Origin of the sequence: Streptomyces smyrnaeus, from assembly GCF_017676345.1 — a bacterium.
GTDB classification, from domain to species: Bacteria; Actinomycetota; Actinomycetes; order Streptomycetales; family Streptomycetaceae; genus Streptomyces; species Streptomyces smyrnaeus.
This window is the reverse complement of sequence record NZ_JAFFZM010000013.1, coordinates 72,108-93,753: the sequence shown is the minus strand read 5'-3', so window position 1 is coordinate 93,753 and position 21,646 is coordinate 72,108. Positions and strand designations below refer to the sequence as shown.

Sequence of the window (21,646 nt, the reverse complement as noted above, 5' to 3'; positions counted from 1 at the left end):
CACCTGGACCGCGCCTTTGTGGCCGACTGTCCTGATACCGGCAACGAGCGACATGCTTCACGGAACACAAAGTCCGCCCCAAAGCGGCTGAGAAGGGCCTGTTGGCGACGACTTCCTGTGGGAGCCCACCACGAACTGCTGGACGATGCACCGGGCCGACGACGGGACATGGGTACCGGACTGGGCGGAGAGTGAGCCCGACCCCGTTCCTGTACCGACTGTCGGCTGGCTGAGCTGGCACATGGGTTGGTGGTGGAGCGTGGCCATCGATCACGCTCACGGCAGAGCGCCTCGGGAACGGAGCGAAGTCCTCTGGCCGGGCCCGGGGAACGCGCTGGTCACAGCCACTCGTTGAGGACTGCTTCCAGCACGGTCACCTCGCTGTCCGGCCGTGCGGTGGTTCTTGTCGAGTGCGGCAGGCGCGCCCGGGCGGGCGCGGGGCCGCCGGTAGTGGCGGCCCACCGGCCGCGGGTGACCGGTGGGCGCGGGGAGCGCCCGCCCGGGCGGCGTATCAGGTGCTGATGGTGGCGACGGGAGCGGTTCCGTAGGTGCGGGCGTAGCCGTTCTCCGTGCCGACAAGAAGGTCGACGACCTCGAAGTAGCGGTCCCAGAAGGGGGTTTCGCGGAGGGCATCGATGAGGAGCTGGTAGGCGTCGTGGTCGTCGGCTTCCCAGACCCAGACGTCGGTGACCCGGGTCGAATAGAACTCCGTGTCGTAGAAGCGCGACCTGACGCCGCTGGTCCTGGCCTTCACTGCGGGCATGACCTGGGTTTCGAGGGCGTTCACCCGTTCCTCGGGGGTCATGGCGAGCCACTCGGGCATGGTCTTGATGAGCATGAAGGCGGTGACCGGGGGTGCGGTGTCTTCAGTGGGCATGACGGGGTGCCTCCGGAATCGGCGGGTGAGGACGGCCGCGCGGATCGCGTGGCCGGTACCGGGGCGGTACGCAGACCATCCTGCGGACGATCTCGGTGTTGCCACAATGGGAACTTCAGCAACGGATCTTTGCCAGAAACGGAAAGCTGCTGGTGAACAGCACACAGCCCGCCATCGACGCCAATCTCGCCCTCGCGCTGGACGCCCTCCTGACCGAGCAGAGCGTCACCCGCGCCGCCGCGCGCCTGCACACGTCCCCCGCGGCCATGAGCCGCACCCTCGCCCGCCTCCGCCGCACCCTCCAGGACCCCCTGCTGGTCCGGGCCGGGCAGACGATGGTCCCCACCCCTCGCGCCCAGGCCCTGCGCGACGAAGCAGCCACAGTGGTGCGCCGCCTGGAAGAACTGCTCACTCCCAGGGGCGGCGTCGATCCCGCCACTTTGCGCACCACCTTCACCCTCCAGGCCGCCGACCTGGCCGGCGCGGCCCTGGGCCCCGGACTGCTGAGGCTGGTCCGGCAGGAGGCGCCAGGCGTTTCGCTGCGGTTCCGTTCCGAAGAGCTGGAGGGCGGACCGGCCCTGCGCGACGGCCGGATCGACCTGGAGATCGGCTCCATCGAGCACGTCGATCCCGAAACCCGGGTCGAAGAACTGGTCACTCTCCGGATGGCGGCAGCGGTCCGGCCCGGCCACCCCCTCACCGAATCCATCGTGACCCCGGCCCGGCTCGCCGCCGCCGAACATGTCGCGGTCAGCCGCCGGGGCCGGTTCACCGGCCCCCTGGATACCGCCCTGGCCGAGCAGAACCTCCGCCGCCGGGTCACCGTCGTCCTCCCCAGCCACCTGGCTGCCATGACCCTCGCCGCGCACAGCGACGTCGTCTGTCTCGTCCCCACCGACCCCTCCGGCAGCACCGCGCCTCCGCTTACCGACGCCGCCACCGCTCTCGGGCTGCGCCTCCTCGACATCCCCCTGCCGCTGCCGCCCGTGTCCATCGGCATGGCCTGGCACCCCCGTCACGCCGCCGACGGAGCCCACCAATGGCTCCGCGACGCCGTCCGCCGGACACTTGGCGCGTCCGGGGCCGGGGCGACGGCGGACTGATGCGATAGCGAGCCCCTCGGCCAAGGGCCTTGAGGGGCGGTCGGCGGCCGGTCGGGAGTCGGAAGGAGGTCCGGTGAGGCCCCACGGACAGGCTGCCGGGCCCCACCCGTGCCATACGTGCTCGCGCCATGATCCGCGCCGCCGCGACAGAGCCTGACTCGTCGCGGCCGTCAGTCAGCAGGCGGCACCGGTTCCGGTCGCCGTTCCGGGACGAGCTGCCAGTTCTCGGCGATGCGCATGAGGTGTCCGTCGGGGCCGGTATAGGGGCGCCAGCCCGGGTTCCCGGTCGTCGCGAAGGCGATCCAGGCCGCGTGCGTGCGGGCGGCGAGGCCGGCCGGGGGCGTCTGCGAACCGAGCAGGGCATCGGGTCCGCGCAGGCCGGGCTGGTCGGTCACGTCGAAGACGAACGGCACCTCGACGGCGTGCGCCGCGCCCAGTTCACCGTCCAGAGCGGGAGACCGCCAGGCGAACTCGTAGCAGTAGGTGCGGGTGTCGGGGTGTGCGGCATGCGCGTCGGCGAGGTCGCGGCTTCCGCCGATGAACAGGGCTTCCGACATCAGGGCGGAGCGCAGTTCGCCGTCCGTGGCATGCGGGCGGCTGCGGCGGAAGGCTTCGACGTATTCGGCGGGGTCCGGGCGGAACAGGGCTGCCGTGGCCTCCACGTCGGCCGCCGTCGACGTGGAGAGTGCGCCGAACGGAGCCAGATACAGGTGTGCCTCCTCCGCGTTCGTCCCGATCAATAGGTCGATGTCCGCGCCCCGGCCGTCGGCGACGGAGTCGGCGGGCTGGCGGCCGAGCACCACACTGAACGGGCTCAGCCCGATGAGTGGATCGCTGTCGGTCGCTGTCCGCAGGTCGATCCCCGTCAAGTCGGGCACGATGTCGACGAGACGTCGGTCGCTGATCCGCGTGAACGCCTCGACGTGCGGGGCGATGCCCAACGCCTCGGCCGCGGCAGCCGTCACGCGTGCGGCTTGTTCGGTGGTGAAGGCGCCACGTCCGCTGCCGCTCTGGACGATCGCCCGTCTCACGAGGCCCGTCGAGGCGGGATGGGCCAGGGCGGCGCCGGTGAGGGTGGCACCGGCCGACTGGCCGAACAAGGTGACGTTCCCGGGGTCCCCGCCGAAGGCCGCGATGTTCTCCCGAACCCAGCGCAGGGCCGCGAGGACATCGAGCAGCCCCCGGTTGCGCGGCGCTCCGGGCAGGTCGAGGAAGCCGGGGATGCCGAGCCGGTAGTTCACCGTCACCAGGACGACTCCGTCACGGGCGAAACGGCTCCCGTCGTACAGGGGCGATCGGGTGGAACCGGCGACGAATCCGCCGCCGTGCACGAACACCATGACCGGGGCAGCACACCGAAGGGTGCGGGGTGCCCAGATGTCGACGGTGAGGTAGTCGGCCCCTGGTACCCAGCCGGGCCCGAAATAGGCTGCCATGTCCAGCGCGCCCAGACGGCGCGGCCCCTGTGGCGCGGTCGGTCCCCCCTCCGTGGCGTCCCTGACCCCCTCCCATGGATCGTGCGGTTGCGGGGCGGCGAACCGGCCCCTGCCTATCGGCGGGGCGGCGTAGGGGATACCGAGGAACACGGTGTGGTCGTCGCCGTGTCTCCCGCGGACCGCGCCCTGCGCGGTCCGTACGACGATGTCGCGGTCGGTCAACGGGTCCTTCCTTGCTGTCGGTCGACGGGCAGGCGGCGTGCACGTCGGCGGCTCCGCCGCATCGACGGGTGGTTGAAGGTGGGGTGCCTGCCGACGGCCCCAGGGGGCCGTCGGGCGGGTGAGGGTGCGGTTCAGGCCGCGGGGTTGTCGGCGATCCAGCCGGCCAGCGCCACGAGGGTGTCTTCCATGCTTGCGGCGGTCTGGTCCCGCAGGGCGTCGAGTTCTGCGTAGGTGGTACCGAGAACGGGGTCGGCCTCAAGCAGCTGCCACGTATGGGCCAGCCGGGTCCCCTGCCCGTAGGGGGTGAAGGTCCAGCGCCAGCGCACGATGGGCACGGGCACCGAACCGAGGACGGTGTAGGTGAACTCGGCCCCGCGTTCGGCCTTCTGCACCTGCGAACGGCTGTCCCACTCCGTGCCCTCGCGCCGGTTACGGCCTGTGAACCAGGCTCCGGCCCATGGGCCGGAGCCGTCCTCGTACTGGGCGCGGATCGCGTTGGGGCTCCACAGAGCGATGTTCGAGACGGTGCTCAGCAGGTCGTACGCCCGCTTCGAATCGGTCGCGACCCAGGCTGGCCGGGTGATGCTGTAGCCGGACACGTCGAGGGACTTTGCCGGGTTCCCGGGGCTCTCGGGGCTCTCGGGCTTCTCGGGCAACGTGGTGGACATGTGGGTTCCTTTACCTTTCTTCTCCGTTGAGGCTGCGCGGTCGGATCAGGGATCAGGTGAGGGAGAACGGCGCCCAGTCGGTCAGCTGGAAACCGGACCCCTTACGGCGCAGCTCGAAGGCACCGTGGCCGGGAAGGTGGGCCGGGAGCACGAGAGTGCTGTTGTCGGCGGCGTACGCGAACATGCGCGCACGGCTGGCGCGGGCGCCGTCCTCATCCTCTTCGAAGCAGCTGTTGATGTGCGGCTCGTGCACCTGGATCGCACCGTGCAGCAGGTCACCGGCGAAGATCGCGCGGTCCCCCGCGGACTCCAGGTGGACGATCGACGCACCCGGCGTGTGGCCGGGCGTCAGCTCCAGACGGAGATTCGCGTCGATGGTGTACGACTCGTCCCAGGTCTTCACCAGTCCGGCCTCGATGACCGGGTCGATGCTGTCCTCGTAGACGTTCTGGTTTCCCCGTCCGAACACGGTGTTGTGGAGGTTCTCGGGTTTCCAGTACTCGAAGTCGCGATGCGGCATCAGGTAGGTGGCGTTGGGGAAAGTGGGGACCCAGTCACGGCCTTCGAGCCGGGTGTTCCAGCCGACGTGATCGTCGTGCAGGTGGGTGTTGACGACGATGTCGACGTCTTCGGGGCGTATACCGACAGCGGCGAGGTTCGCCAGGTAGTCGGTGCTCAGGTAGGACCAGATCGGCTGGAGGGGACGGTACTTGCCATTGCCCGCGCCCGTGTCGATCAAGATGATCTTGCCTTCGCTGCGCAGCACCCAGGACTGGGTGGCAGCACGGGTGAGGTCGGTCTCCGGGTCCCAGTGGTGGGGCGCCAGCAGCTCCGCGTGGCGCTGCCATTCCTCCGGCTTGCTGTCGGGGAAGAAGACATCGGTCGTCATCGGAGTGGTGTCGGAATACTCGATGACGCGGTGGATCTGCACATCACCGAGTTCGACGGTGCTGACCGTCGGCGTCCCGGCTCCAGGTTCGGACTCGGCTCGGTCGGACTCGACTGGGTGGGACTCGGACCGGGCTTCGGGGGAGGTGAGCGCGGACATGGTTCTCCTTTGTTCTCCATCGGGAAGTGCGGGCGTTTTCCAGCCTGCGAGCGGGGGTGCTGCGGGGGTATCGGACACCTGACTGCATTTGTCGGGCAGGAGTGGGAGGGCGGGGCCCCTACGGGGACGCCGAGCGGGCAGTTCCCGAGCCGCGCTGTGCACCGGGCGCGGGCGTGGCCGCCGGGTGCGGGCGGAGGTGGCCGCCTTCGGGCCATGGCCGCACGCGCTGATCGACGTCAGCGCCATCCGTCAGGTGACCGCACCTGGGCGGCACCCCAGGAGGTACCGCATATGCCCTGATAGCGTCGGTGGCCGGGAGGTGGTGACCGGAGGTGTCCGGTGCCGAAGGTCCCGCCACGTCTGGAGAACTGGTGGACGAGCACGCAGCGACTACCGCTGTCGACCGGGACAGCCGCACCGTGGTCAGGGAAGAAGAGCTGCACAGGCTTCTCGCTGCGGTGGGCCCGCCGCGCCCGGGGACGCGGCGGAAGGACGCGCTGCTGACCGTGGTGGGCATGCCCGGGGCGGGGAAGACCACGTTGGCGGAGGCCGTCGCGGACCGCTTCGCCGCGGACGGCGGGCGGGTGCTGAGGGCGGACTGCAGCCCGTCCGAGACCGACCTGGCCTTCTCCTGCCTGCACCAGCTGCTGCGGCCGATCCGCAAGGACATCGATGCCCTGCCCCCGCGGCAGCGCGAGGCCCTGCACACCGCTTTCGGCCTCACGGAGCGGGGCGAGGCGCCGGATCCGATGCTCATCGGGATCGCGGTGCTGACCATGCTGTCGGACCGGGCCGCCGAACAGCCGCTGCTGTTGGTCGTGGACGACGCCCAGTGGGCCGACAGCGCTTCTGTGGACGCCCTCTCCTTCGCCGCCCGGCGCCTGGCCGACGAACCGGTGACGCTCCTGGTCGCCACGCGGGACAGCGCGCTACGCGGCCTGGTCGCACGGGAGCCGGCCGTCACCCTGGAGCCGCTGGGCCGTGGCGCGGCGGAGCGGCTGCTGGACCTCCAGCCACAGGTGCCGACCGGGCTCACCCGGGTACGCGTTCTCGGCCAGGCCGAGGGCAACCCCCTCGCTCTGGTGGAGCTGGCCCGGGCCGCCGCGTACAGCGACGACGCCACCCGCGCGGCCGACGGCCCGCTGCCGGTCACCGACCGGCTGGAGCGGCTCTACGCCGGCCGACTGGCCGCCCTGCCCGAGGGGACCCGCCGCGCGGTGGTGCGCCTGGCCGCCGTGGACACCGAGGACCCCTCTCTCGCGGTGCTGTCCTGGCTGCCCGACATCGCCGACCCGGTGTGGGCGCCCGCCGAGGAGGCCGGGCTCGTCCGGCGCGGCGCAGGACGGCTGCGCCACGGCCACCCGCTGTCCCGCCTCGCGGTCTATCACGCGGCCCCAGCGGAGGAGCGGCGGGCGGCACACCTCGAACTGGCCGAGCTGTTCCGAGGTCAGGACCCGGACAGGCACGCCTGGCACCTCGCCGCCGCCACCGTCGGCGTGAGCGCGCGGGTGTCGGCCGTGCTGGAGGACAGCGCGGACCGGGCCCGGCACCGCAGCGGCTTCGCGGCAGCCGCGCACATGCTGGAAAGGGCCGCGGACCTGCACCCCGACCGGGGCCAGAGCACCCGGCTCCTGGGCGCCGCGACCAGGACGGCGGTCCTGACCGGCCGGCTCGACCTGGTCGAACGGCTGGCCGCCCGCACCCGCGCCGGCACCGACGACCCGACGGCAGCGGCGTACGCGGCGCTCCAGGTCGGTCGGCTCATGGCGCTGACCACCTCGCACAGCGCCGCCTTCGGTCAGCTGATGCGTTCCGCCGCCGCGCTGGCGGACCGGGCTCCCGGGCCGGCGCTGGAGGCCCTGGCCGCCGCCGCTGTGGTCCGCTTCTACTCCGGTGATGTGACCCAGCTGCACGAGATCGAACGCCTGCTGACCCGCACCTCGGCGCACCCCGGCCACGTGTACGGCGAGCGGGAGAAGCTCCTGGCGGGCTGGGTCGGGAGCGTCGCGCGCCCTGAAGCCGCCGAGCCGCATCTCGCCCTGCGGCTGCCCGCCCTGGCAGCGCGGGCGCGGGAGGAGCCGGAGACGCTGACCCTGCTCGCCGTCGCGGCCTGGCTGCTGGACGAGACGGAGCTGGCCGCCCGTACCTTCGACGACGCCTTCGCCTCGTGGACGTCCCACGGGCCGCTGCCGGACGGTCTCGGCGGGGTCGCTGCCCTCGCCTACCTGGAACAGGGCCGGTGGGCCCGCGCTCAGACCGCGTGCACCGAACTTGCGGCCGTCGCGTCCCGTGCCGGCCTGGACCATGCCTCGGCCTGTGCCGCCGCGACCGAAGCGCTGCTGCGCGCCCTGCGCGGTGACCTGGCCGGGGCCCGCTCCCGCGCTCGGTACGCCCTGTCGCTCGTCGATCCCCGGGAGAGCCGTTCCGTCCTCGCACTCGCCCATCGCGCGCTGGGTACCGCCGCCACCGCGGAGGGCGACCATGAGACCGCGTACCGCCACTATCGGGCGGTCTTCGACGACCAGGGCCATCCCGCCCACTACCACCTCTCCTACCCGGTGCTGCCCGAGCTGGCGGCTTCCGCCGCGCGTGAGGGCCGTCAGCAGGAGGCCACCCGCATCGTGGACGGAGTGGAGGAGTCCTTGGCGGACGCGGGCCTGCTCGCACCGCGCAGGACCGCACTGGTCCGGCTGAGCCGGGCAGTGCTCGCCCCCGCCGACGAGGCCGAGCGGCACTTCACCGCGGCGCTGGAGACCCCGGTGCTCGGCCGCCGGCCCTTCGAGCGCGCCCAGGCGCTGCTGGCGTACGGGGAGTGGCTGCGCCGCCGGCGCAGGATCGCCGATGCTCGTCCTCCGCTGATCGAAGCCGAGGCCGTCTTCCGTCAGCTGGCCGCGCAGCCCTGGGTGGCGCGGGCGCAGTCCGAACTCAGGGCCGCCGGAACCCGAAGCGGAACGGCGGCACCGGACGCCTTGGCCGCTCTCACCCCGCAGCAACAGCAGATCGTGCGGCTCGCGGCGCTCGGCCTGACCAACCGTGAGGTGGCCGAGAAGCTCTATCTGTCACCGCGCACGGTCAGCTCGCACCTGTACCGGGCGTTCCCCAAGCTGGGCATCACCTCACGGGCGCAGCTCCGGGACGTGGTCGAGGGCACCGTGTCGGGCGCCGACGCCGAGACTGGTCGGCAGCGTCCACCACTGTCCGCTCCTGAGGGCTCGTAACACGATCCTGTTGAGCTGTCCTGGTCGGGCGTGACCGGTCGGGTGATTCTGCCGTTCGGTGTGGGTGTGAGTACTCGGCCGCAGACCGCGGAGCAACCCGAAGCGATGACGCCGTCACCGCAGCTGTCTCCACTCGGGAGACGCACTGCCGGGAAAGGCTCAACGCAGGTCAAGCGCCTGTTGTCTCAGGGCTGCTACAGCCGCGTCGGTTTCCGCCGAACGCTGTTCGCTGGTCACGGCGATGGTCGCACGTCCCTGCCAGTGGCGGTCCTCGACCCGGACGATTCTCACGCCGACTGGGGCGGAGGAGAGACCGCCATACCCGGCAGCAGACAGACCCCCAGGCCGGCAGCCACCATTCCCAGGCGGGTGGACCATTCGCGCGCCCGATGGGCGACCGTTGGCCGAACAAGGGTGGGCCAGGCCCCGTAGTACGGGGTGTCGTAGCCGAGGGAAGCTGCCGCCTCGATACGCGACGACATCCACGAACCCTGCCTCACCCTTGGGAGCGCGCTGACCTGCAGGCAGCGCCTGAAGTCAGCGCACTTGGGCGTGTACCGGAAGTCGATCAGAGCCGAACAGGTAATAGGCTCTGCAGGTATTCGCTCCTATACTGCGACGGATGCAGTCCATGACGATCAGGCGCGCAGTCGCATCCGATGCAGAGCACCTCACCACACTGATCCACGATTCCAGCGCCTACCGGGGGGAGTACGCCTCGATCATCTCCGGCTACCGAGTCACCGCCGACTACATTGCCCGGCACCGGGTTTTCGTGGCCGTCGATGCGGTCGGGCGACTGCTGGGCTTCTACGCCCTGCTGGTGGAGCCACCGGAGTTGGACCTGGCCTTCGTGGCGGACAGCGCGCAGGGAACGGGCATCGGCCGACTCCTCATCGAGCACATGATCGACCAGGCCAGACAGGTCGGCCTGACTGACGTCCGTGTGGTCTCCCACCCCCCGGCCGAGGAGTTCTACCGGCGTCTGGGCGCCGAGCGGGTGGGGACGATCGCCCCATCGCCTCCGAAGGTTGCGTGGGAACGCCCGGAACTGCGGTTCACCACCGTCTGACGAGGCGCTGCCGCCCGGAGATCACAGCCACTCGTTGATGGCCGCTACGAGGACGGTCGCTTCGCAGCGGACAGCGGGCTTGTCGTCCTCGTGGCCATGGCGCGGTACCTCTTGAGGTGCTTGATGCAGCACTCGACCGTATGCCCTGCCTTGTGGTCCTGGGGGTCGAACCTCGGCGGACGGCCGGCGCGCGCGCCGCGGCTCTCGCCGTCGCTCGCCTGGCTGCGGCGTCGCCAGGACGAGCTGCTGCGGGCACATGTCGAGTGGTTCCGAGCTGCGGCGTATCCGTACGGCCGGTGAGCCCGACCGCCCGAGCGGGTTCGCTGCGGGCGCCGGGTCAGTTGCTCAGCTTCCGCTGTCTTCTCCGACTGCCGAGCCGCCGCCCAGGCTGCTGGACTTGCCGGGTTGTCCTCGCTCCGGGGGCTGGAGCTTCGGCTCGCCGGTCTCGCGGGAGCTGATCCGGTCGCTGAACGTGAGACGGCCTCCGCCGTGGTCGACCACGACCGTTTCGCCGTCTCGCACGGCCTTCTCCACCAGGTCGGCGAGCTCTTCTTCGCTCGCGTCGGGGTGGTCCTGGGCGATGCGTCTGCCGATTTCGTTGTTGTAGAGGTCCATGGCTTCGCGCTCGGGCTGGTTACCGGGCCGGGCCTCGTGGGTGGTGGCGTACTTCTCGGTCCACTGGGCGCCGTACTTCTTCGTCATCAGCGCGTTCCAGTAGGTGTGGCGGAAAGCGTCGTTGTGGTTGTCGTTCCGGTCCGGATTGCCGTTTCGTATGTCGGGCGCGAACCGGTCGTCGGCGGCGTCGAACGCTTTGCCCTTCACCTCTTTGAAGTCCTTCAACCCGCTGAGGCCCAGACCGTCGAGCATGTCCGCCTCCTGAGCCGTGACACTCTCGTTCATCTCCAGGACCAGGGCGCCTGCGTGCAGGACCCAGTTGCGGGGATACTCGACCAAGCCGCCCGCGTCCGGGTCGACCTGATAGTCGCGGAGGATCCGGTCCAGGTCCTGCCGGGTTCCCGGGGGCGTGTACTCGACCTTCTCGGGGTTGAACCCGTGTGCTCCGGCCGCGCGGCTATCGGGTGGCTCAACGGCCGCGATGAGGGTCTTCTTGATCGCGGCGTCCGTGTCGTTGACGGCTTCGACGGCCGCGTCGATACGGGACTGCCATTTCGCGACCTCTTCGTCGAGGGCCTCGGCGAAGGTGTTGTCGTGCCCTCTGGCCAGGCGTTCGCCCTCGCTGAGTTTGGTGGTGTCGAGCGTGACCCGGCCGTCGCCGTCCACACTCATCCTGTCCTCCTCAGCGGCCTTCACCCGCCTGCCGAGGGTCCGCTTCCTGTCCACCAGGTCGTCGTACGCCTTGGTCAGCAAGGTGGCGATGTTCTGCGCCTGGTGCTTGGCATCGCCGAACTGGCCCGAGGAGACACGCGCCACCTCGTCGTAGCCCACTCTCGCGAGGCCCTCCCAGGAGCTTCTGGCGACCTGGCCTCGCACGCGGGCGTCGTAGTCGGTGCGCAGCTCACCGAAGCGTTTGCCCATGCGCCGGAAGGCCGCCGCGGCATTCTCCAGTTCGGTCGCGTCGGCGGACATGATGTCGCGGAAGGTGAGCGTCATCGCCCGGACCCTTCTGCCCCTACCGGGCCGGGCGCAGGCCGGTGGGTTCGTTGCCGGGAAGAGTGGGCTGGTAGGGGTCCGTGCCGGTCAAGATGGAGTTGTGCACGAGACCGTCCCTCGACTGCAGGAGCACCCGCACTCCGCGCAGTGCGTCCCGCTCGCCTTGGAGGCGCTGTTCGAGGTTGCGGACCTGCTTGCCCCACTGTCGCAACACGTGTTCGACGCCCTCCCAGGCCTCCCAGGTATGCATCGTGCCGCCGGGTTGAGCGCGCTCGCTGCCCAACATCCCCGGCTGGGAGCCTTCGGACGGCTGCCCGGCCATGCGGCCCGCACTGCGCAGCTGCGGCAGCAGTTCCTCGTCGACATACTTCGCCGAAGCCTTCTTCGCCGCAGGGTCCGAGGCCAGCCGATCGGCACCACCCGGACCGGTGCTCCCGCCGCCCTCCGGAGCTGCGGAGTCGAGCCGCATCCGCGAATCGTGCCCCTCCTGCGCCCGCGAAACCAGCGCACCCCACTCCGCCTTGAACGAGTCCAACGCGCTCCCCAGCTCTCACCATTCGTGACGTTCCGTGACGTGGGCATGGTATCCCCGCACCGGTCGAGCACAGCACACGTGCACCTGCTGCCCCAGCAGCATCAATCCGCATCATTGCGCCTCCGAATCCCTGACACGAAGAGGCCCGAAGAGGCCCTGAGAGGCCCTGAGAATCGGACCATGCGCGAGAGCCGGAGACCTGTCACGGTCGCAAACGTGCCGGGGCGCCGAGCGAACGCGCAGAGCCGGGCCGTTGACGAGGAGCGTCGGTGGCTACGCTGAGCGCGAGCGTGCCAGGCGCATGACGGGAGCCTGCCGCACCGACCGTCTGTCGCATCGCCGACGAGGTGAGCCGTCAGGGAACCGACTGCGGGCATGAGACAGGCGCGCACCGTGCATCCGGGCGCGGGAAGCACTCGGCGGGGAGGAACACGGGCAATGACCAAGGCCGCAGCAACCGGAGCAGGACGAACAGCGCACCGGTGGAAGAGACTGACAGTGAACCTCGTGCTGTGGTCCATCCCGGTGTTGCTGCTCATGACCTCGGTCGTCGTGGTGCTGGTGCCCTTCCGTGCGAACGCGGATCCCGCCGATCCGACTGCGACGGTGCGGGAAGAGTGCGGATCCCTCCTCTCCCCCCGCACACTCAAGACCCCCTCAGGGGACCCCCATCTCACGCCCGTGTGCGAACACGCCCGCACTGCCCGGTGGAGCGGAGCCAAGCAACTGATGGCGTGGGGGGCCGGTACCGCCGTACTGGGCGGCGCCATACACGTGCGACGACGGCTGCGCCACCGGAGCGGACCGGCCGCGCAGCCGCGGCAGATCCGCAGCAGCTGAGACACCGGATGTGCACGGCCTGTCTTACAGGAGAGGCTTCTTGGAAGCAGGCGTGAGCGGTGGCCCACCGACGAAGGACAGGGAGCTGACGACGCCGGTGCCGGGCGCGCGTCTCTCCACCGTCGGTGGGCCACCGCGCATGCTGGGATGGCCCCGAGGCCTTGCGGTGCCACGTCGAGGTCCTGCGGTACCCCATGGACGACGGGGGTGTGTCGACGTGCACCGGAAGTGAGGAGAGACCGAGATCAAGGTCCGAGCCATCACTCGGACGGTGGCGTGCTGGTGAGCGCGCGTGCTGGTGGAGTCGACGTCGATGTACCAGTCGATGCTGGCTTCGGCATCGGCGGCGGACTGGACGTACCTCAGGAGCTCTCCAGGTTCCTTCCGCCGACCACAGCAAGTGCCGCTTGTGGATGGTCTGCCATGGGCCGAAGCGTTCGGGCAGTTCCCGCGACTGCGCCCCGGTGCCCAGATGGTGGATGGTCCCGTTGGCCACCTGCTCGCAGTGCTACGGCTATTCGATGACCGCGGTGGCTTCGACCTCGACCAGCAGGTCCGGTTCCCCCAGCGCCGCGACGCCCAGCAGGGTGATCGGCTTGACCGGGTCGATCCCCAGTTTCGCTGCCGCCCGGCTCACGCCCTGACCCAGCAGCGGCATCTTCTCGGAGCTCCAGTCGACGACGTAGACGGTCAGCTTCGCCACGTCATCGAAGGAGCTGCCGATCGCGGCCAGAGCGGTGCTGATGTTGAGGTAGCACTGCTCGACCTGCGCGGCGAAGTCCCCTTGGCCCACAGGGCGGCCGTCGGCGTCGCGGGCGACCTGCCCCGCGAGGAACACCAGCTTCGAACCGGTGGCTACCGACAGCTGCCGGTAGACCTCGGGCTTCGGCAATCCCTCGGGGTTGAGCAGCGTCACAGACATGAGCGACCTCTTCCTCGTGGCAGATGGAGCAGCAAGATCTCGGCACCCATCAAAGCATAGCGTTGCTATGTATTGTGGAGCCATGGCGAGGACGAAAGACCCAGCGGTCCGCTCCCTGCTGCTCGACCGGGCCGCACAGATGCTGCGGACGAGGCAACCGGTCACACTGCGCACCCTCGTCGCCGGAACCGGCGTATCGACGATGGCCGTCTACACCTACTTCGGCGGCATGGACGGCCTCTGGAAGGCACTGCGACAAGAAGGCTTCACACGCCTGGCCACCCGACTCGCAGCCGTCAAGATCTCCGCGGACCCGGTACGAGACCTCGCCGCCCTGGGCGCCGCCTACCTGGCCAACGCCCTGGAGAACCCCGACCTCTACCGCGTCATGTTCGACGCAGGCTTCGACCTCGAAGACGCCGGCGCCGCGGACGAAACCCTGCACCGTCTCGTCCGATCCATCGAGCGGGCCAAGGCGAGCGGGCGCTTCCGTGATGAGGTAGACCCGCTGGAACTGGCGACACAGAGCTGGACCATCGGCCACGGACTCGCCTCACTCGTCGCCACAGGCCCCCTGCCGCACCAGACCCTTGCTCACGGCGCACCCATGCTGACCGCACTGTTCACCAGTGCAGGAGACGAACCCGCCCGATGCCGCCAGTCGGTCGAGCAGGGCTGGGGCCGGCCACCCGGTGCGGTGGCGGACCGCCGAGCGGTTGTGCGAGGCGATCCGGCCTGAGGTGTGGGGCGTCGAGAACGTGTCGTTCCCCAAGTGCGGCACCGCTTCGGCCGGAGTGATCCGACAGCACTGCGGGGCCTTGGGCAAGCGGCCGTCCTCCCAGCCGCCGAACTGCAGCCGTACTGGCGGCGACGAATCGGATGAATGGGACGACGGAGTACCAGCCAGAGGCAGGAACACGGCCGCAGCCACCGGGCCGGAGCCGCTCGCCCCGCCGCTGTACCGCACCCCTGACCGGGCGCACGAGCGCACCACGCCCCCGCTGCTCTCCCAGCACCCGGTCGAAGGCGCGAGCGCCGACCAGCCACACCTCCAGCACGCCGCCAGCCCCGAGCACCTGTCGGGCGCTGGGTGTGCCTTCTCATGAGGTTGGCGCCACAGCGGTGATCATTGGCTCGTCGGCCGATCTGTGCTCAATCAGCCCGCGCAGCAGGCGGGTTCCCGTCTTGCGCCCGCCCGTGCGCCGGCACTCGGGGGCCGACCCGCTCGGCGATGAGCCGCTGGTAGTTCGGGCACTGGGTGATGTCCTCGTGCGCGCAGTTCAGGCCGCCCTCGATGAGCTCCAACGAGACCTGGGCCGCCGCGATTCTGGATCGGAGCTTCTCGGCCTCGGGATGCAGGATCTTGTGCCGGGTGGTGCGGTCGACGGTGGCGGACAGGCTCCTGATGATGTCCAGGCCGAGGCCGGCCTCCTTGGAGATGAGGATTGTCGCCACGCGGGTGAGGTCGTCGGCACCGTAGCGGCGGCGCCCGCCCGCGTCCCGATGGGGGTGCAGCAGGCCCATCGACTCCCAATGCCGCAGGACATGAGTGGCCAGGCCGAACCGTGCCGCAAGAGCGCCGATGCTCATCCCGGCGGCGCCGTTGTCTTCGCTTGACTTCACGCCGACATTAAGTCGCAGCCTGACGTCCATGTCCAGAAACCAGGAAGCGGTGGAAGAGCACCGCGACACCCAGTCCCTGCTGGCCGTCCTCGACGCGGCGGACCAGCTGCCCAGCGCCACCCGGCTGCGGGCCCGCTCCTACGAACTGCTGTCTCTCGTCCCGGGCTCGACTGTCGTGGACATCGGCTGCGGCGCCGGACGCGCCGTCGCCGAGCTGGCCGAACGCGGCATCCACGCGGTGGGTGTGGACCCCGACCCGGTGATGCTGACCGCGGCCCGGGAACGGTGGGCGGCGACCGAGTTCCGGGAGGCGGGAGCCGAGAATCTGCCGTTCGCCGACGGAAGCGTGCGCGGCTACCGCGCCGACAAGGTGTTCCATGTGCTTCGGGAACCAGGGCGCGCGATGGCCGAAGCCCGGCGCGTCCTTGCCCCGGGCGGCAGGGCAGTCCTGGTCGGGCAGGACTGGGACGCCATCATGATCGACTCGGACGACGCGGCGCTCACCCGCACGATCGTGCATGCCCGCGCCGACCTCCTGGGCACGCCCCGCGCCGGCCGCCAGTACCGCAACCTGCTCCTGGACAGCGGCTTCGACGATGTCACCGTCGAGGTGCACACCATCGTGTTCACCGACCCCGCGATGCTGTCGCTGCTCACCAGGCTCGCCGAGCCGGCCTGCATGAGCGGCGCCGTCGACCGTGATCAGGCCGACGAGTGGCTCATCGAGCAGCGCCGACGCGCCGAGGGCGGCCGCCTTTTCATCGCCATTCCGTTCTTCGTGGCCGCCGCCTCCGCCTAAGAGCCGTCCGGCCACCTGCGGGTGCCCTGCGCCCCGCCGGCCACAAGGGCTCTACCGTCCTCGCCGACCCTGACGGCCTTGACGGCCTGCGGCTGCTCCTTTCGGCCGCCCCACCACACCACCCCACCCCACCGGCGCATGTACATGCCGCGAAGAAGGAGAACACGGATGACCGATCGCGCACGTGCTGCCAACGGCCGCCTGCCTGCCGCCGTGAGCATCACCGGCCTGGGTCTGCAGTTGCGGGAGTGGGACGATGCCGATGCGCCGGTGATGGTGGAGTTGTTCGACGAACCCCAGCTCGACCGGTGGACACCCCTGCACCACCCGTTCGATCTTGCCGCCGCTCGCGCCTACCTGGACCAGGCCCGCACCCGCCGTGCCGAGGGCCGCAGCATCCAGTTGGCCATCACCAGCGGGGGGCCTTCCGCGCTCGGCGAGATCCTGTTGTTCGTCGCCGGCCCCGACGGGCCGCCGCAGGGCGGCCCGTACGCCGAACTCGCCTACGCCGTCGGCATCCGTCATCGGCGGCAGCACCTGGCCACCCGCGCGGTACGGCTGATGACCGACTACGCCTACCACGCCCTGGCCCTGCAGCAGGTCATCTTGCGCATCAACCCCGACAACGCGGCCAGCACGGCTGTAGCCCGTGCCACCGGCTTCCACATCACCAACGCCGCCCCGATCACCAGGGACCGCTCCGGGCCACTACTGACCTGGCGCCACCAGGCCCCCGGGTCGTTTCCTCGCCCTACGTACCAGGATCCGCAAACGTGAAGCCAGGGCGTCCAAGTGAGAGCGCCACCGGGCCCTCGCGGGCGACCCGTACTGCCACCACCCCGAGCGGCCGCGCGCCGCCCTCGAAGGCCGACCGCCGATCAGCCGAGCAACCAAAGACAGCTGCTACCGCGTCAGCCTCAATCAGGGCTCGGAAACACTCGAGACGTGCCCGCAGCAGCTCATGTTCAAGGACTTCGCGGAACCGACGTCCTGAGACACCACAGCCAGGTTTGACCTTGTAGACCTCGCGGTCGAAGGCCGGCGGCTTGGCCATACCGCAGGTAGCTCACCGCCGGGTTGTCCAGAAGGTTGAGTCTCAGCGCGACTTCGGTGAGTGTGCTGCCGTCGGCCAGGCTCTCAAGGGCACATCTCCCCTCGGGGCGACGCACCGGCGGGCAGCAAAATGCGACGTCGCCGAGGCGGGCATAGCCACCACGGCACCTGCCTCGCGCTAACAGCCCGGCGTCAGCCCGTACAAGCCCGTCCAGCCGCACCTGCGTTGCGCAACGCGGCCGACGCCACGATGCTCGACAACGACACCGGCTTCCGCTGCGTCAGCTTTCTGTGACCTCGGAACGACGTGTGCGAGGGGTGATTCGGGTCGTCACTGCTGCCGCTCGTACTCGTACCGGTGCAGGGTGATAGCCGAGCTAGGTGAGCGCCAGGACTCCGTCGCGTAGCCGGCACGGATCTGGTGGCGCGCCGTGGTTCAGCCCGGCCGAGCCATGGGGTCAGTCGCACCGGGACGATCGGTGCAGGCGTGCCCCTGCTTCACCTGCCGACCGCGCTCAAGGGCGTGAGCTTTCAACTCATCCGGAGAGCGCTTGAGTGCGTGTCCGTGTTCGCCGATCACTGACGTCCACTACTCGGTGATACCGTATAGTGGTACTCGGTGCTACGAGGTACCGGTGTGGGGGCCGTTGAGGCCGAGGAGGACTCGCGATGGACGACCTGACGGAGATGCTGAAAGGCACGCTCGAAGGGTGCGTGCTCGAAATCATCGGCGGCGAGGAGACCTACGGGTACGCCATCACCCGTCGGTTGCACGAGATTGGCTTCGCCGACGTCACCGAGGGGACGGTGTACACCATCTTGCTGAGGCTGGAGAGGAACAAACTCGTCCAGGTGACGAAACGACCATCCGGGGTGGGTCCACCGCGCAAGTTCTACGCGCTCAACGACGCCGGACGCGAGGAACTCGCGAAGTTCTGGGCGAAATGGCAGTACGTCTCATCACGCATCGACAAGCTCAAGGAGGGCGGGAGATGAACTTCTGGGAGAAGATCACAGGCAGCGATCTCACCCGGGAATGGAAGGCGTTCGAAGCCCGGGCCGAGGCACTGCCGGACGACTACCGGGCGGCGTGGGGACAGATCATCGCCCACCTCTTCCCCTATGGGGACTTCACCGGCCGCAACCTGTTGCCGATCCTCGACGCCGCCCTGGGGCTTCTAGAAGTAGCAGCGGCCGACGGGCAGAGCGTCCATGAGGTACTCGGCGACGACATCCCAGGCTTCTGCGCGGCGCTGGCCGGTGGCCAAGGAGCTCGCACCTATCGCGACCGGTGGCGCGAGCAGCTGAACAGGAATGTCGCAAAGAAGCTGAGCCGGCTGGGAGGCTGACGTGAGCATCCAGGACATCGTCGAAGGCAAGAAGCAGTGGCGGGCGCACCTGGCCCGGGTCAAGGCGCTCCCGCCGGACTACCAGATCGTCTACAAGGAGATGCAGAAGTACCTGTTCAAGGTCGGACCGATCGACCTGCCTGACGGGCCCCTGCTCCCCGGAATCGTCGACTTCTTCGAGGAAGGCGCCGCCGCGGGCAAGGGCGTCCTGGAACTCATCGGCACGGACGTCGCCGCATTCTGCGACGACCTGGTCAAGGACTCACGCACCTATGCGGACGTCTACCAGGAGTCCATCAACCGGGAATCCGGAACGGCCGAGCAGTAACCCACCCGTCGCCTCATACCAGCGCGCACAGCCCGCACACGCGGTTCGTCCGCCTCGGCGCAGCGCGAGCCGCCGCGGGCCGGTCGGCCGGCGGCTTCCAGCAGGCCGCGCCGGTAGAATGTCTCGGCGGAGCCGGCATTCAGGCCCCGCAGACCCAGCGGAAGCTCCTTCACAACACCCCGATCAGCCCCAGCGTGGGGGACCTGCTGGGGCAGGCCCTTTGGGGTCGCGGTCACCTATCCCCGCGGACGGGGTGCCTTACGCCGATACGAACAGCGGATCCGGGCCGGCGGCCAGGATCGGCCGGGATCTCGTCCGCGGCGATGGCCCGCAGACGGAAGTCGCTGAAGCGTTCACTGCCGATCGTTCCCCTGAGGGTTTCCGGCCCTCGGTGACGCCGTCGGTGCAGAGCAGGACGCGGTCGCCGCGCTGCAGACGGGCTTCATGGGCGGGGAGCAGCCATGCGAGAGCAGCAGCGGGGTATGGCGCTGTCTCTCATCGCCGAAACGTCTACTTGCCCTGGGACTCGTACTGGGCGCACGGCGGGAGCGGACCTCGGGCACAGAGCGGTGCCTCCCGTTGGCGCGGGAGGCACCGCAGGCGGCTCACAACAACACCAGCCGCCTGGCAGCCACGTTCGGCAGTGACCGGGCTTCCCACAGCCAGCTGGCCCAGGGGAAGCACCACGGCTCCACGGCTACCGTTCCGAACCGTGAAACCACGCCGCCGTTCCGCGGAAAGACGGGCTGCCTGAACTCAACGTTACCCCCGATCGAGGGAGCCGCGCCTGCCCCTGCCTCGCGGATCTGGTTGGTCGGCACCGTGGTTGGCGTGCCGCCAAGTGCTTGTTCGGGATGGCCAGGCCGCAGGTAGGCCGGGCTACCGCAGACGTGAAGACCTGCTGGGGGCAGGGAGGTCCGGCGTCGTCAGCTGGGAGTCGGGGTGGTTGACCGGGTTGCCAGTTGGTGGGCCAGTTGGGACAGACCGAGGGCCAGGGCGGCGAGCACGGCGGCGATGAGACTGAGGTTGTTGGTACCGACCCAGGCGATCCCGATGCCACCGACGGCTCCGGACAGGGCGATGGCCAGGTACAGGATGGCCTGGTTGAGGGAGACCAGCACCGAGGCGGAGCCAGGCTCGAGGGCGAGCAGGCGGTGCTGCTGGGGGGTCGTGATCGCGAAGGCCGCGACGCCGTAGCAGAGGATCAGCGCGATTGCTGCCGCGAAGTTCGAGGTGGTGAGCGGGAGAACGAGCAGGCTGACGGTCAACCATGCCAGCGCTGCCGCGACCACGCGTCGGCTGCCGATCCGGTCGGCGAGGGCACCGGCGGCGAGGTTCCCAGCCGTGCCGATGACTCCGAGTGCGAACATCAGGACGGACAGGCGGATGCCGTCGCCGGACGTCGCCGGCTCGAACACCGCTCCGATGTAGGTGTACGGAATGTAGACGGCGGTGAAGCCGACAAGGGTCGTGCCCAATGTGGCGAGGATCCGTCCCTGGGTGAGGGGCCGCAGCCGCTGCCGCAGTCCCGTAGGCGCGGGAACGGAGAGGTCACGGGGCAGCAGTGCCCGTATTCCGAGCATGCCGAGGGCGGCGAGCACGGCGGCGAACCACAGGGTGGCCCGCCAGCCGAGCAGTTCTCCCAGCATGGTGCCGAGCGGCGCCCCGAGCGTGACGGCGGCGGTGAACCCCGTGACGGTGGTGGCGATCGCCCGGCCGCTGCGTTCGGGCGGCACCAGCGCGGCGGCGGTGACAGATGCGGTCGGCACGAAGACCCCGACCCCGGTGGCCGCCACGATCTGCGCCGCGAGGACCACGGTGTACGACGGAGCCAGCGCCGTACCCAAGCTTCCGACGAGGTACGTGAGCACGGCGAGCAGCAGCACACGGCGTCGTGGCCACCTCGCCGTGAGGGTGGTGAGCACCGGAGCCGCCACCGCGCAGGAGAGGGCGAACACCGTGATCACCTGACCGGCCACGGCCATGGAGATGTCCAGTGACGCACTGAGCATGGGCAGCAACCCCGCCAGGACGAACTCCCCGGTGCCGACCACGAAGACGCCGACGGCCAGTGCGAGCACCCCCCAGCGGCCGGTGCCGGGGGCTGCCTGCGTCGGCGGTTGTGCCGCAGCGCCACCGGTCGGTGACAGTTCCGTGGACTCTGGAGGCTCTGTGGACTCGGTGGGCATGCTTCTTCTCGCTCCCTGGTCAATGACTCAAGACGGAACCGACCGGTTCCGAATCCCAGGACGGTACCGAACGTTTCCGTTTCTGGCCAATGCCGGGTACTCTCGGCCCCATGCCGACGAAAGCCCGGGAACGCCTGGTCGAGGCCGCGGAGAAGCTCTTCTATGCGGAGGGCATCCGCGCGGTCGGAGTGGAGCGGCTGCTGGCCGAATCAGGCGTCGGCCGCGCCTCGTTCTACCGACACTTCGACAGCAAGGACGACCTCGTCGTGACCATGCTGCGCGGCTACGACGAGCGCTGGCGGAGCTGGTTGGCGCAGGCGGTGGCCGACCGGGGAGGCTCGCCGCTGGCCGTGTTCGACGCGCTGGCGGAGAGCTTCGCCACCGAGGACTTCCGCGGCTGCGCCTCCATCAACGCCATGGTGGAGATCACCGACGCCACCAGCCCGGCCCACCGGGTAGCCGCCGAACACAAACGCTCTGTCACCGCCTACCTCGAAGAACTCCTCGCCTCGGCGGGGCACCCGGAACCCGCCGCGCTCGCCGAGCGGTTCATCCTGCTGCTCGACGGCGCGACCGTCACGGCCCTGCGCGAGCGCTCCGCCGAGCCCGCACGGCGGGCGAAGGAGATGGCGGCGATGCTGCTCGCATCCGCCCCGGCCGCCGAAGCGCCGGCCACGCGTCCCCAGCCGGCCCGGGGAAAACGGTGACGCGGGACGCGATCTTGGTCGGGTTGGGAAACGATCTTCAAAGCGT

General features: G+C 69.9%; 23 protein-coding genes and 2 pseudogenes. 13 read left to right on the top strand and 12 right to left on the bottom strand.

The window, feature by feature from the left end; all coding sequences use genetic code 11:
- Positions 1–106 precede the first annotated feature (106 nt).
- Positions 107–340 (top strand): annotated as a pseudogene (locus JW613_RS35900) (DinB family protein); the annotation flags it as partial.
- Positions 341–511: 171 nt separating this feature from the next.
- Here JW613_RS35900 and JW613_RS21445 read toward each other — a convergent pair.
- On the bottom strand, positions 512–877 hold the full coding sequence (locus tag JW613_RS21445; RefSeq protein WP_209212477.1) for a darcynin family protein: 366 nt from the start codon (positions 875–877) through the stop codon (positions 512–514).
- Positions 878–1,029: 152 nt separating this feature from the next.
- Here JW613_RS21445 and JW613_RS21440 point away from each other — a divergent pair, with 152 nt between their 5' ends.
- Positions 1,030–1,980, top strand: coding sequence for a LysR family transcriptional regulator (locus JW613_RS21440; protein WP_209212476.1), 951 nt, complete (start codon positions 1,030–1,032; stop codon positions 1,978–1,980).
- A 170-nt stretch (positions 1,981–2,150) separates the two neighbouring features.
- Here the strand turns inward: JW613_RS21440 and JW613_RS21435 are convergent, their stop codons facing one another.
- From JW613_RS21435 to JW613_RS21425, 3 genes are all read right to left on the bottom strand, one after another.
- Entirely contained in the window at positions 2,151–3,638 is a 1,488-nt protein-coding gene (locus JW613_RS21435; RefSeq protein WP_209212475.1) for a carboxylesterase/lipase family protein, read from the bottom strand.
- Positions 3,639–3,769: 131 nt separating this feature from the next.
- Entirely contained in the window at positions 3,770–4,306 is a 537-nt protein-coding gene (locus tag JW613_RS21430) for an SRPBCC family protein (RefSeq protein WP_209212474.1), read from the bottom strand.
- Positions 4,307–4,358: 52 nt separating this feature from the next.
- Positions 4,359–5,354 carry an MBL fold metallo-hydrolase gene (locus JW613_RS21425; protein ID WP_245226064.1) on the bottom strand — a complete coding sequence of 332 codons (996 nt, stop codon included), beginning with the start codon at positions 5,352–5,354 and terminating at the stop codon, positions 4,359–4,361.
- Positions 5,355–5,725: 371 nt separating this feature from the next.
- Between JW613_RS21425 and JW613_RS21420 the strand changes: the two genes are divergently transcribed.
- Positions 5,726–8,572 carry a helix-turn-helix transcriptional regulator gene (locus tag JW613_RS21420; RefSeq protein WP_307865981.1) on the top strand — a complete coding sequence of 949 codons (2,847 nt, stop codon included), beginning with the start codon at positions 5,726–5,728 and terminating at the stop codon, positions 8,570–8,572.
- A gap of 287 nt (positions 8,573–8,859) precedes the next feature.
- Here the strand turns inward: JW613_RS21420 and JW613_RS21415 are convergent, their stop codons facing one another.
- Positions 8,860–9,054: a hypothetical protein gene (locus JW613_RS21415; RefSeq protein WP_209212473.1), complete on the bottom strand. Its 195-nt coding sequence runs from the start codon at positions 9,052–9,054 to the stop codon at positions 8,860–8,862.
- A gap of 140 nt (positions 9,055–9,194) precedes the next feature.
- On the opposite strand from JW613_RS21415, the gene JW613_RS21410 reads away from it, so the two are divergent.
- Positions 9,195–9,644 carry a GNAT family N-acetyltransferase gene (locus JW613_RS21410; RefSeq protein ID WP_209212472.1) on the top strand — a complete coding sequence of 150 codons (450 nt, stop codon included), beginning with the start codon at positions 9,195–9,197 and terminating at the stop codon, positions 9,642–9,644.
- A gap of 345 nt (positions 9,645–9,989) precedes the next feature.
- Here the strand turns inward: JW613_RS21410 and JW613_RS21405 are convergent, their stop codons facing one another.
- A complete protein-coding gene (locus JW613_RS21405; protein ID WP_209212471.1) occupies positions 9,990–11,255 on the bottom strand; it encodes a DUF6973 domain-containing protein in 1,266 nt (421 codons plus the stop codon).
- A gap of 19 nt (positions 11,256–11,274) precedes the next feature.
- Positions 11,275–11,724, bottom strand: a complete 450-nt coding sequence (locus tag JW613_RS21400) for a hypothetical protein (protein WP_209212470.1) — start codon at positions 11,722–11,724, stop codon at positions 11,275–11,277.
- Between the two features lie 573 nt (positions 11,725–12,297).
- Here JW613_RS21400 and JW613_RS35895 point away from each other — a divergent pair.
- On the top strand, positions 12,298–12,630 hold the full coding sequence (locus JW613_RS35895) for a hypothetical protein (RefSeq protein ID WP_245226063.1): 333 nt from the start codon (positions 12,298–12,300) through the stop codon (positions 12,628–12,630).
- A 382-nt stretch (positions 12,631–13,012) separates the two neighbouring features.
- Here JW613_RS35895 and JW613_RS36840 read toward each other — a convergent pair.
- Together JW613_RS36840 and JW613_RS21390 are read right to left on the bottom strand one after the other, a co-directional pair.
- A pseudogene (locus JW613_RS36840) lies at positions 13,013–13,126 on the bottom strand (transposase); the annotation flags it as partial.
- 18 nt (positions 13,127–13,144) lie between these two features.
- Positions 13,145–13,552 carry a RidA family protein gene (locus JW613_RS21390; protein ID WP_209212468.1) on the bottom strand — a complete coding sequence of 136 codons (408 nt, stop codon included), beginning with the start codon at positions 13,550–13,552 and terminating at the stop codon, positions 13,145–13,147.
- Between the two features lie 82 nt (positions 13,553–13,634).
- Here JW613_RS21390 and JW613_RS21385 point away from each other — a divergent pair, with 82 nt between their 5' ends.
- Together JW613_RS21385 and JW613_RS36835 are read left to right on the top strand one after the other, a co-directional pair.
- The gene (locus tag JW613_RS21385; RefSeq protein WP_209212467.1) at positions 13,635–14,291 is read left to right on the top strand and encodes a TetR/AcrR family transcriptional regulator; all 657 of its coding nucleotides are present in this window, start codon (positions 13,635–13,637) and stop codon (positions 14,289–14,291) included.
- Positions 14,182–14,658 carry a transposase gene (locus tag JW613_RS36835; protein ID WP_372447975.1) on the top strand — a complete coding sequence of 159 codons (477 nt, stop codon included), beginning with the start codon at positions 14,182–14,184 and terminating at the stop codon, positions 14,656–14,658. The genes JW613_RS21385 and JW613_RS36835 overlap by 110 nt, the downstream gene beginning before the upstream one ends.
- A 46-nt stretch (positions 14,659–14,704) precedes the next feature.
- On the opposite strand, the gene JW613_RS21375 is transcribed toward JW613_RS36835, so the two are convergent.
- Entirely contained in the window at positions 14,705–15,175 is a 471-nt protein-coding gene (locus tag JW613_RS21375; protein ID WP_307865980.1) for a MerR family transcriptional regulator, read from the bottom strand.
- 28 nt (positions 15,176–15,203) lie between these two features.
- On the opposite strand from JW613_RS21375, the gene JW613_RS21370 reads away from it, so the two are divergent.
- The 5 genes from JW613_RS21370 to JW613_RS21350 all read left to right on the top strand — a co-directional run bounded on the left by JW613_RS21370 (position 15,204) and on the right by JW613_RS21350 (position 18,704).
- A complete protein-coding gene (locus JW613_RS21370) occupies positions 15,204–15,974 on the top strand; it encodes a methyltransferase domain-containing protein (RefSeq protein ID WP_209212466.1) in 771 nt (256 codons plus the stop codon).
- A 168-nt stretch (positions 15,975–16,142) separates the two neighbouring features.
- A complete protein-coding gene (locus tag JW613_RS21365) occupies positions 16,143–16,751 on the top strand; it encodes a GNAT family N-acetyltransferase (RefSeq protein WP_209212465.1) in 609 nt (202 codons plus the stop codon).
- A gap of 945 nt (positions 16,752–17,696) precedes the next feature.
- A complete protein-coding gene (locus JW613_RS21360) occupies positions 17,697–18,023 on the top strand; it encodes a PadR family transcriptional regulator (protein WP_209212464.1) in 327 nt (108 codons plus the stop codon).
- Entirely contained in the window at positions 18,020–18,376 is a 357-nt protein-coding gene (locus tag JW613_RS21355; protein WP_209212463.1) for a DUF1048 domain-containing protein, read from the top strand. The genes JW613_RS21360 and JW613_RS21355 overlap by 4 nt, the downstream gene beginning before the upstream one ends.
- A 1-nt stretch (position 18,377) precedes the next feature.
- A complete protein-coding gene (locus JW613_RS21350; RefSeq protein ID WP_209212462.1) occupies positions 18,378–18,704 on the top strand; it encodes a DUF1048 domain-containing protein in 327 nt (108 codons plus the stop codon).
- Positions 18,705–18,962: 258 nt separating this feature from the next.
- Here the strand turns inward: JW613_RS21350 and JW613_RS36830 are convergent, their stop codons facing one another.
- Positions 18,963–19,163 (bottom strand): SpoIIE family protein phosphatase, encoded by a 201-nt coding sequence (locus tag JW613_RS36830; protein WP_209212577.1) that lies wholly within the window; start codon positions 19,161–19,163, stop codon positions 18,963–18,965.
- A 467-nt stretch (positions 19,164–19,630) separates the two neighbouring features.
- Positions 19,631–20,893 (bottom strand): MFS transporter, encoded by a 1,263-nt coding sequence (locus tag JW613_RS21340; protein ID WP_209212461.1) that lies wholly within the window; start codon positions 20,891–20,893, stop codon positions 19,631–19,633.
- A gap of 110 nt (positions 20,894–21,003) precedes the next feature.
- Between JW613_RS21340 and JW613_RS21335 the strand changes: the two genes are divergently transcribed.
- Positions 21,004–21,600, top strand: coding sequence for a TetR/AcrR family transcriptional regulator (locus JW613_RS21335; RefSeq protein WP_209212460.1), 597 nt, complete (start codon positions 21,004–21,006; stop codon positions 21,598–21,600).
- The last annotated feature ends 46 nt before the right edge of the window (positions 21,601–21,646 follow it).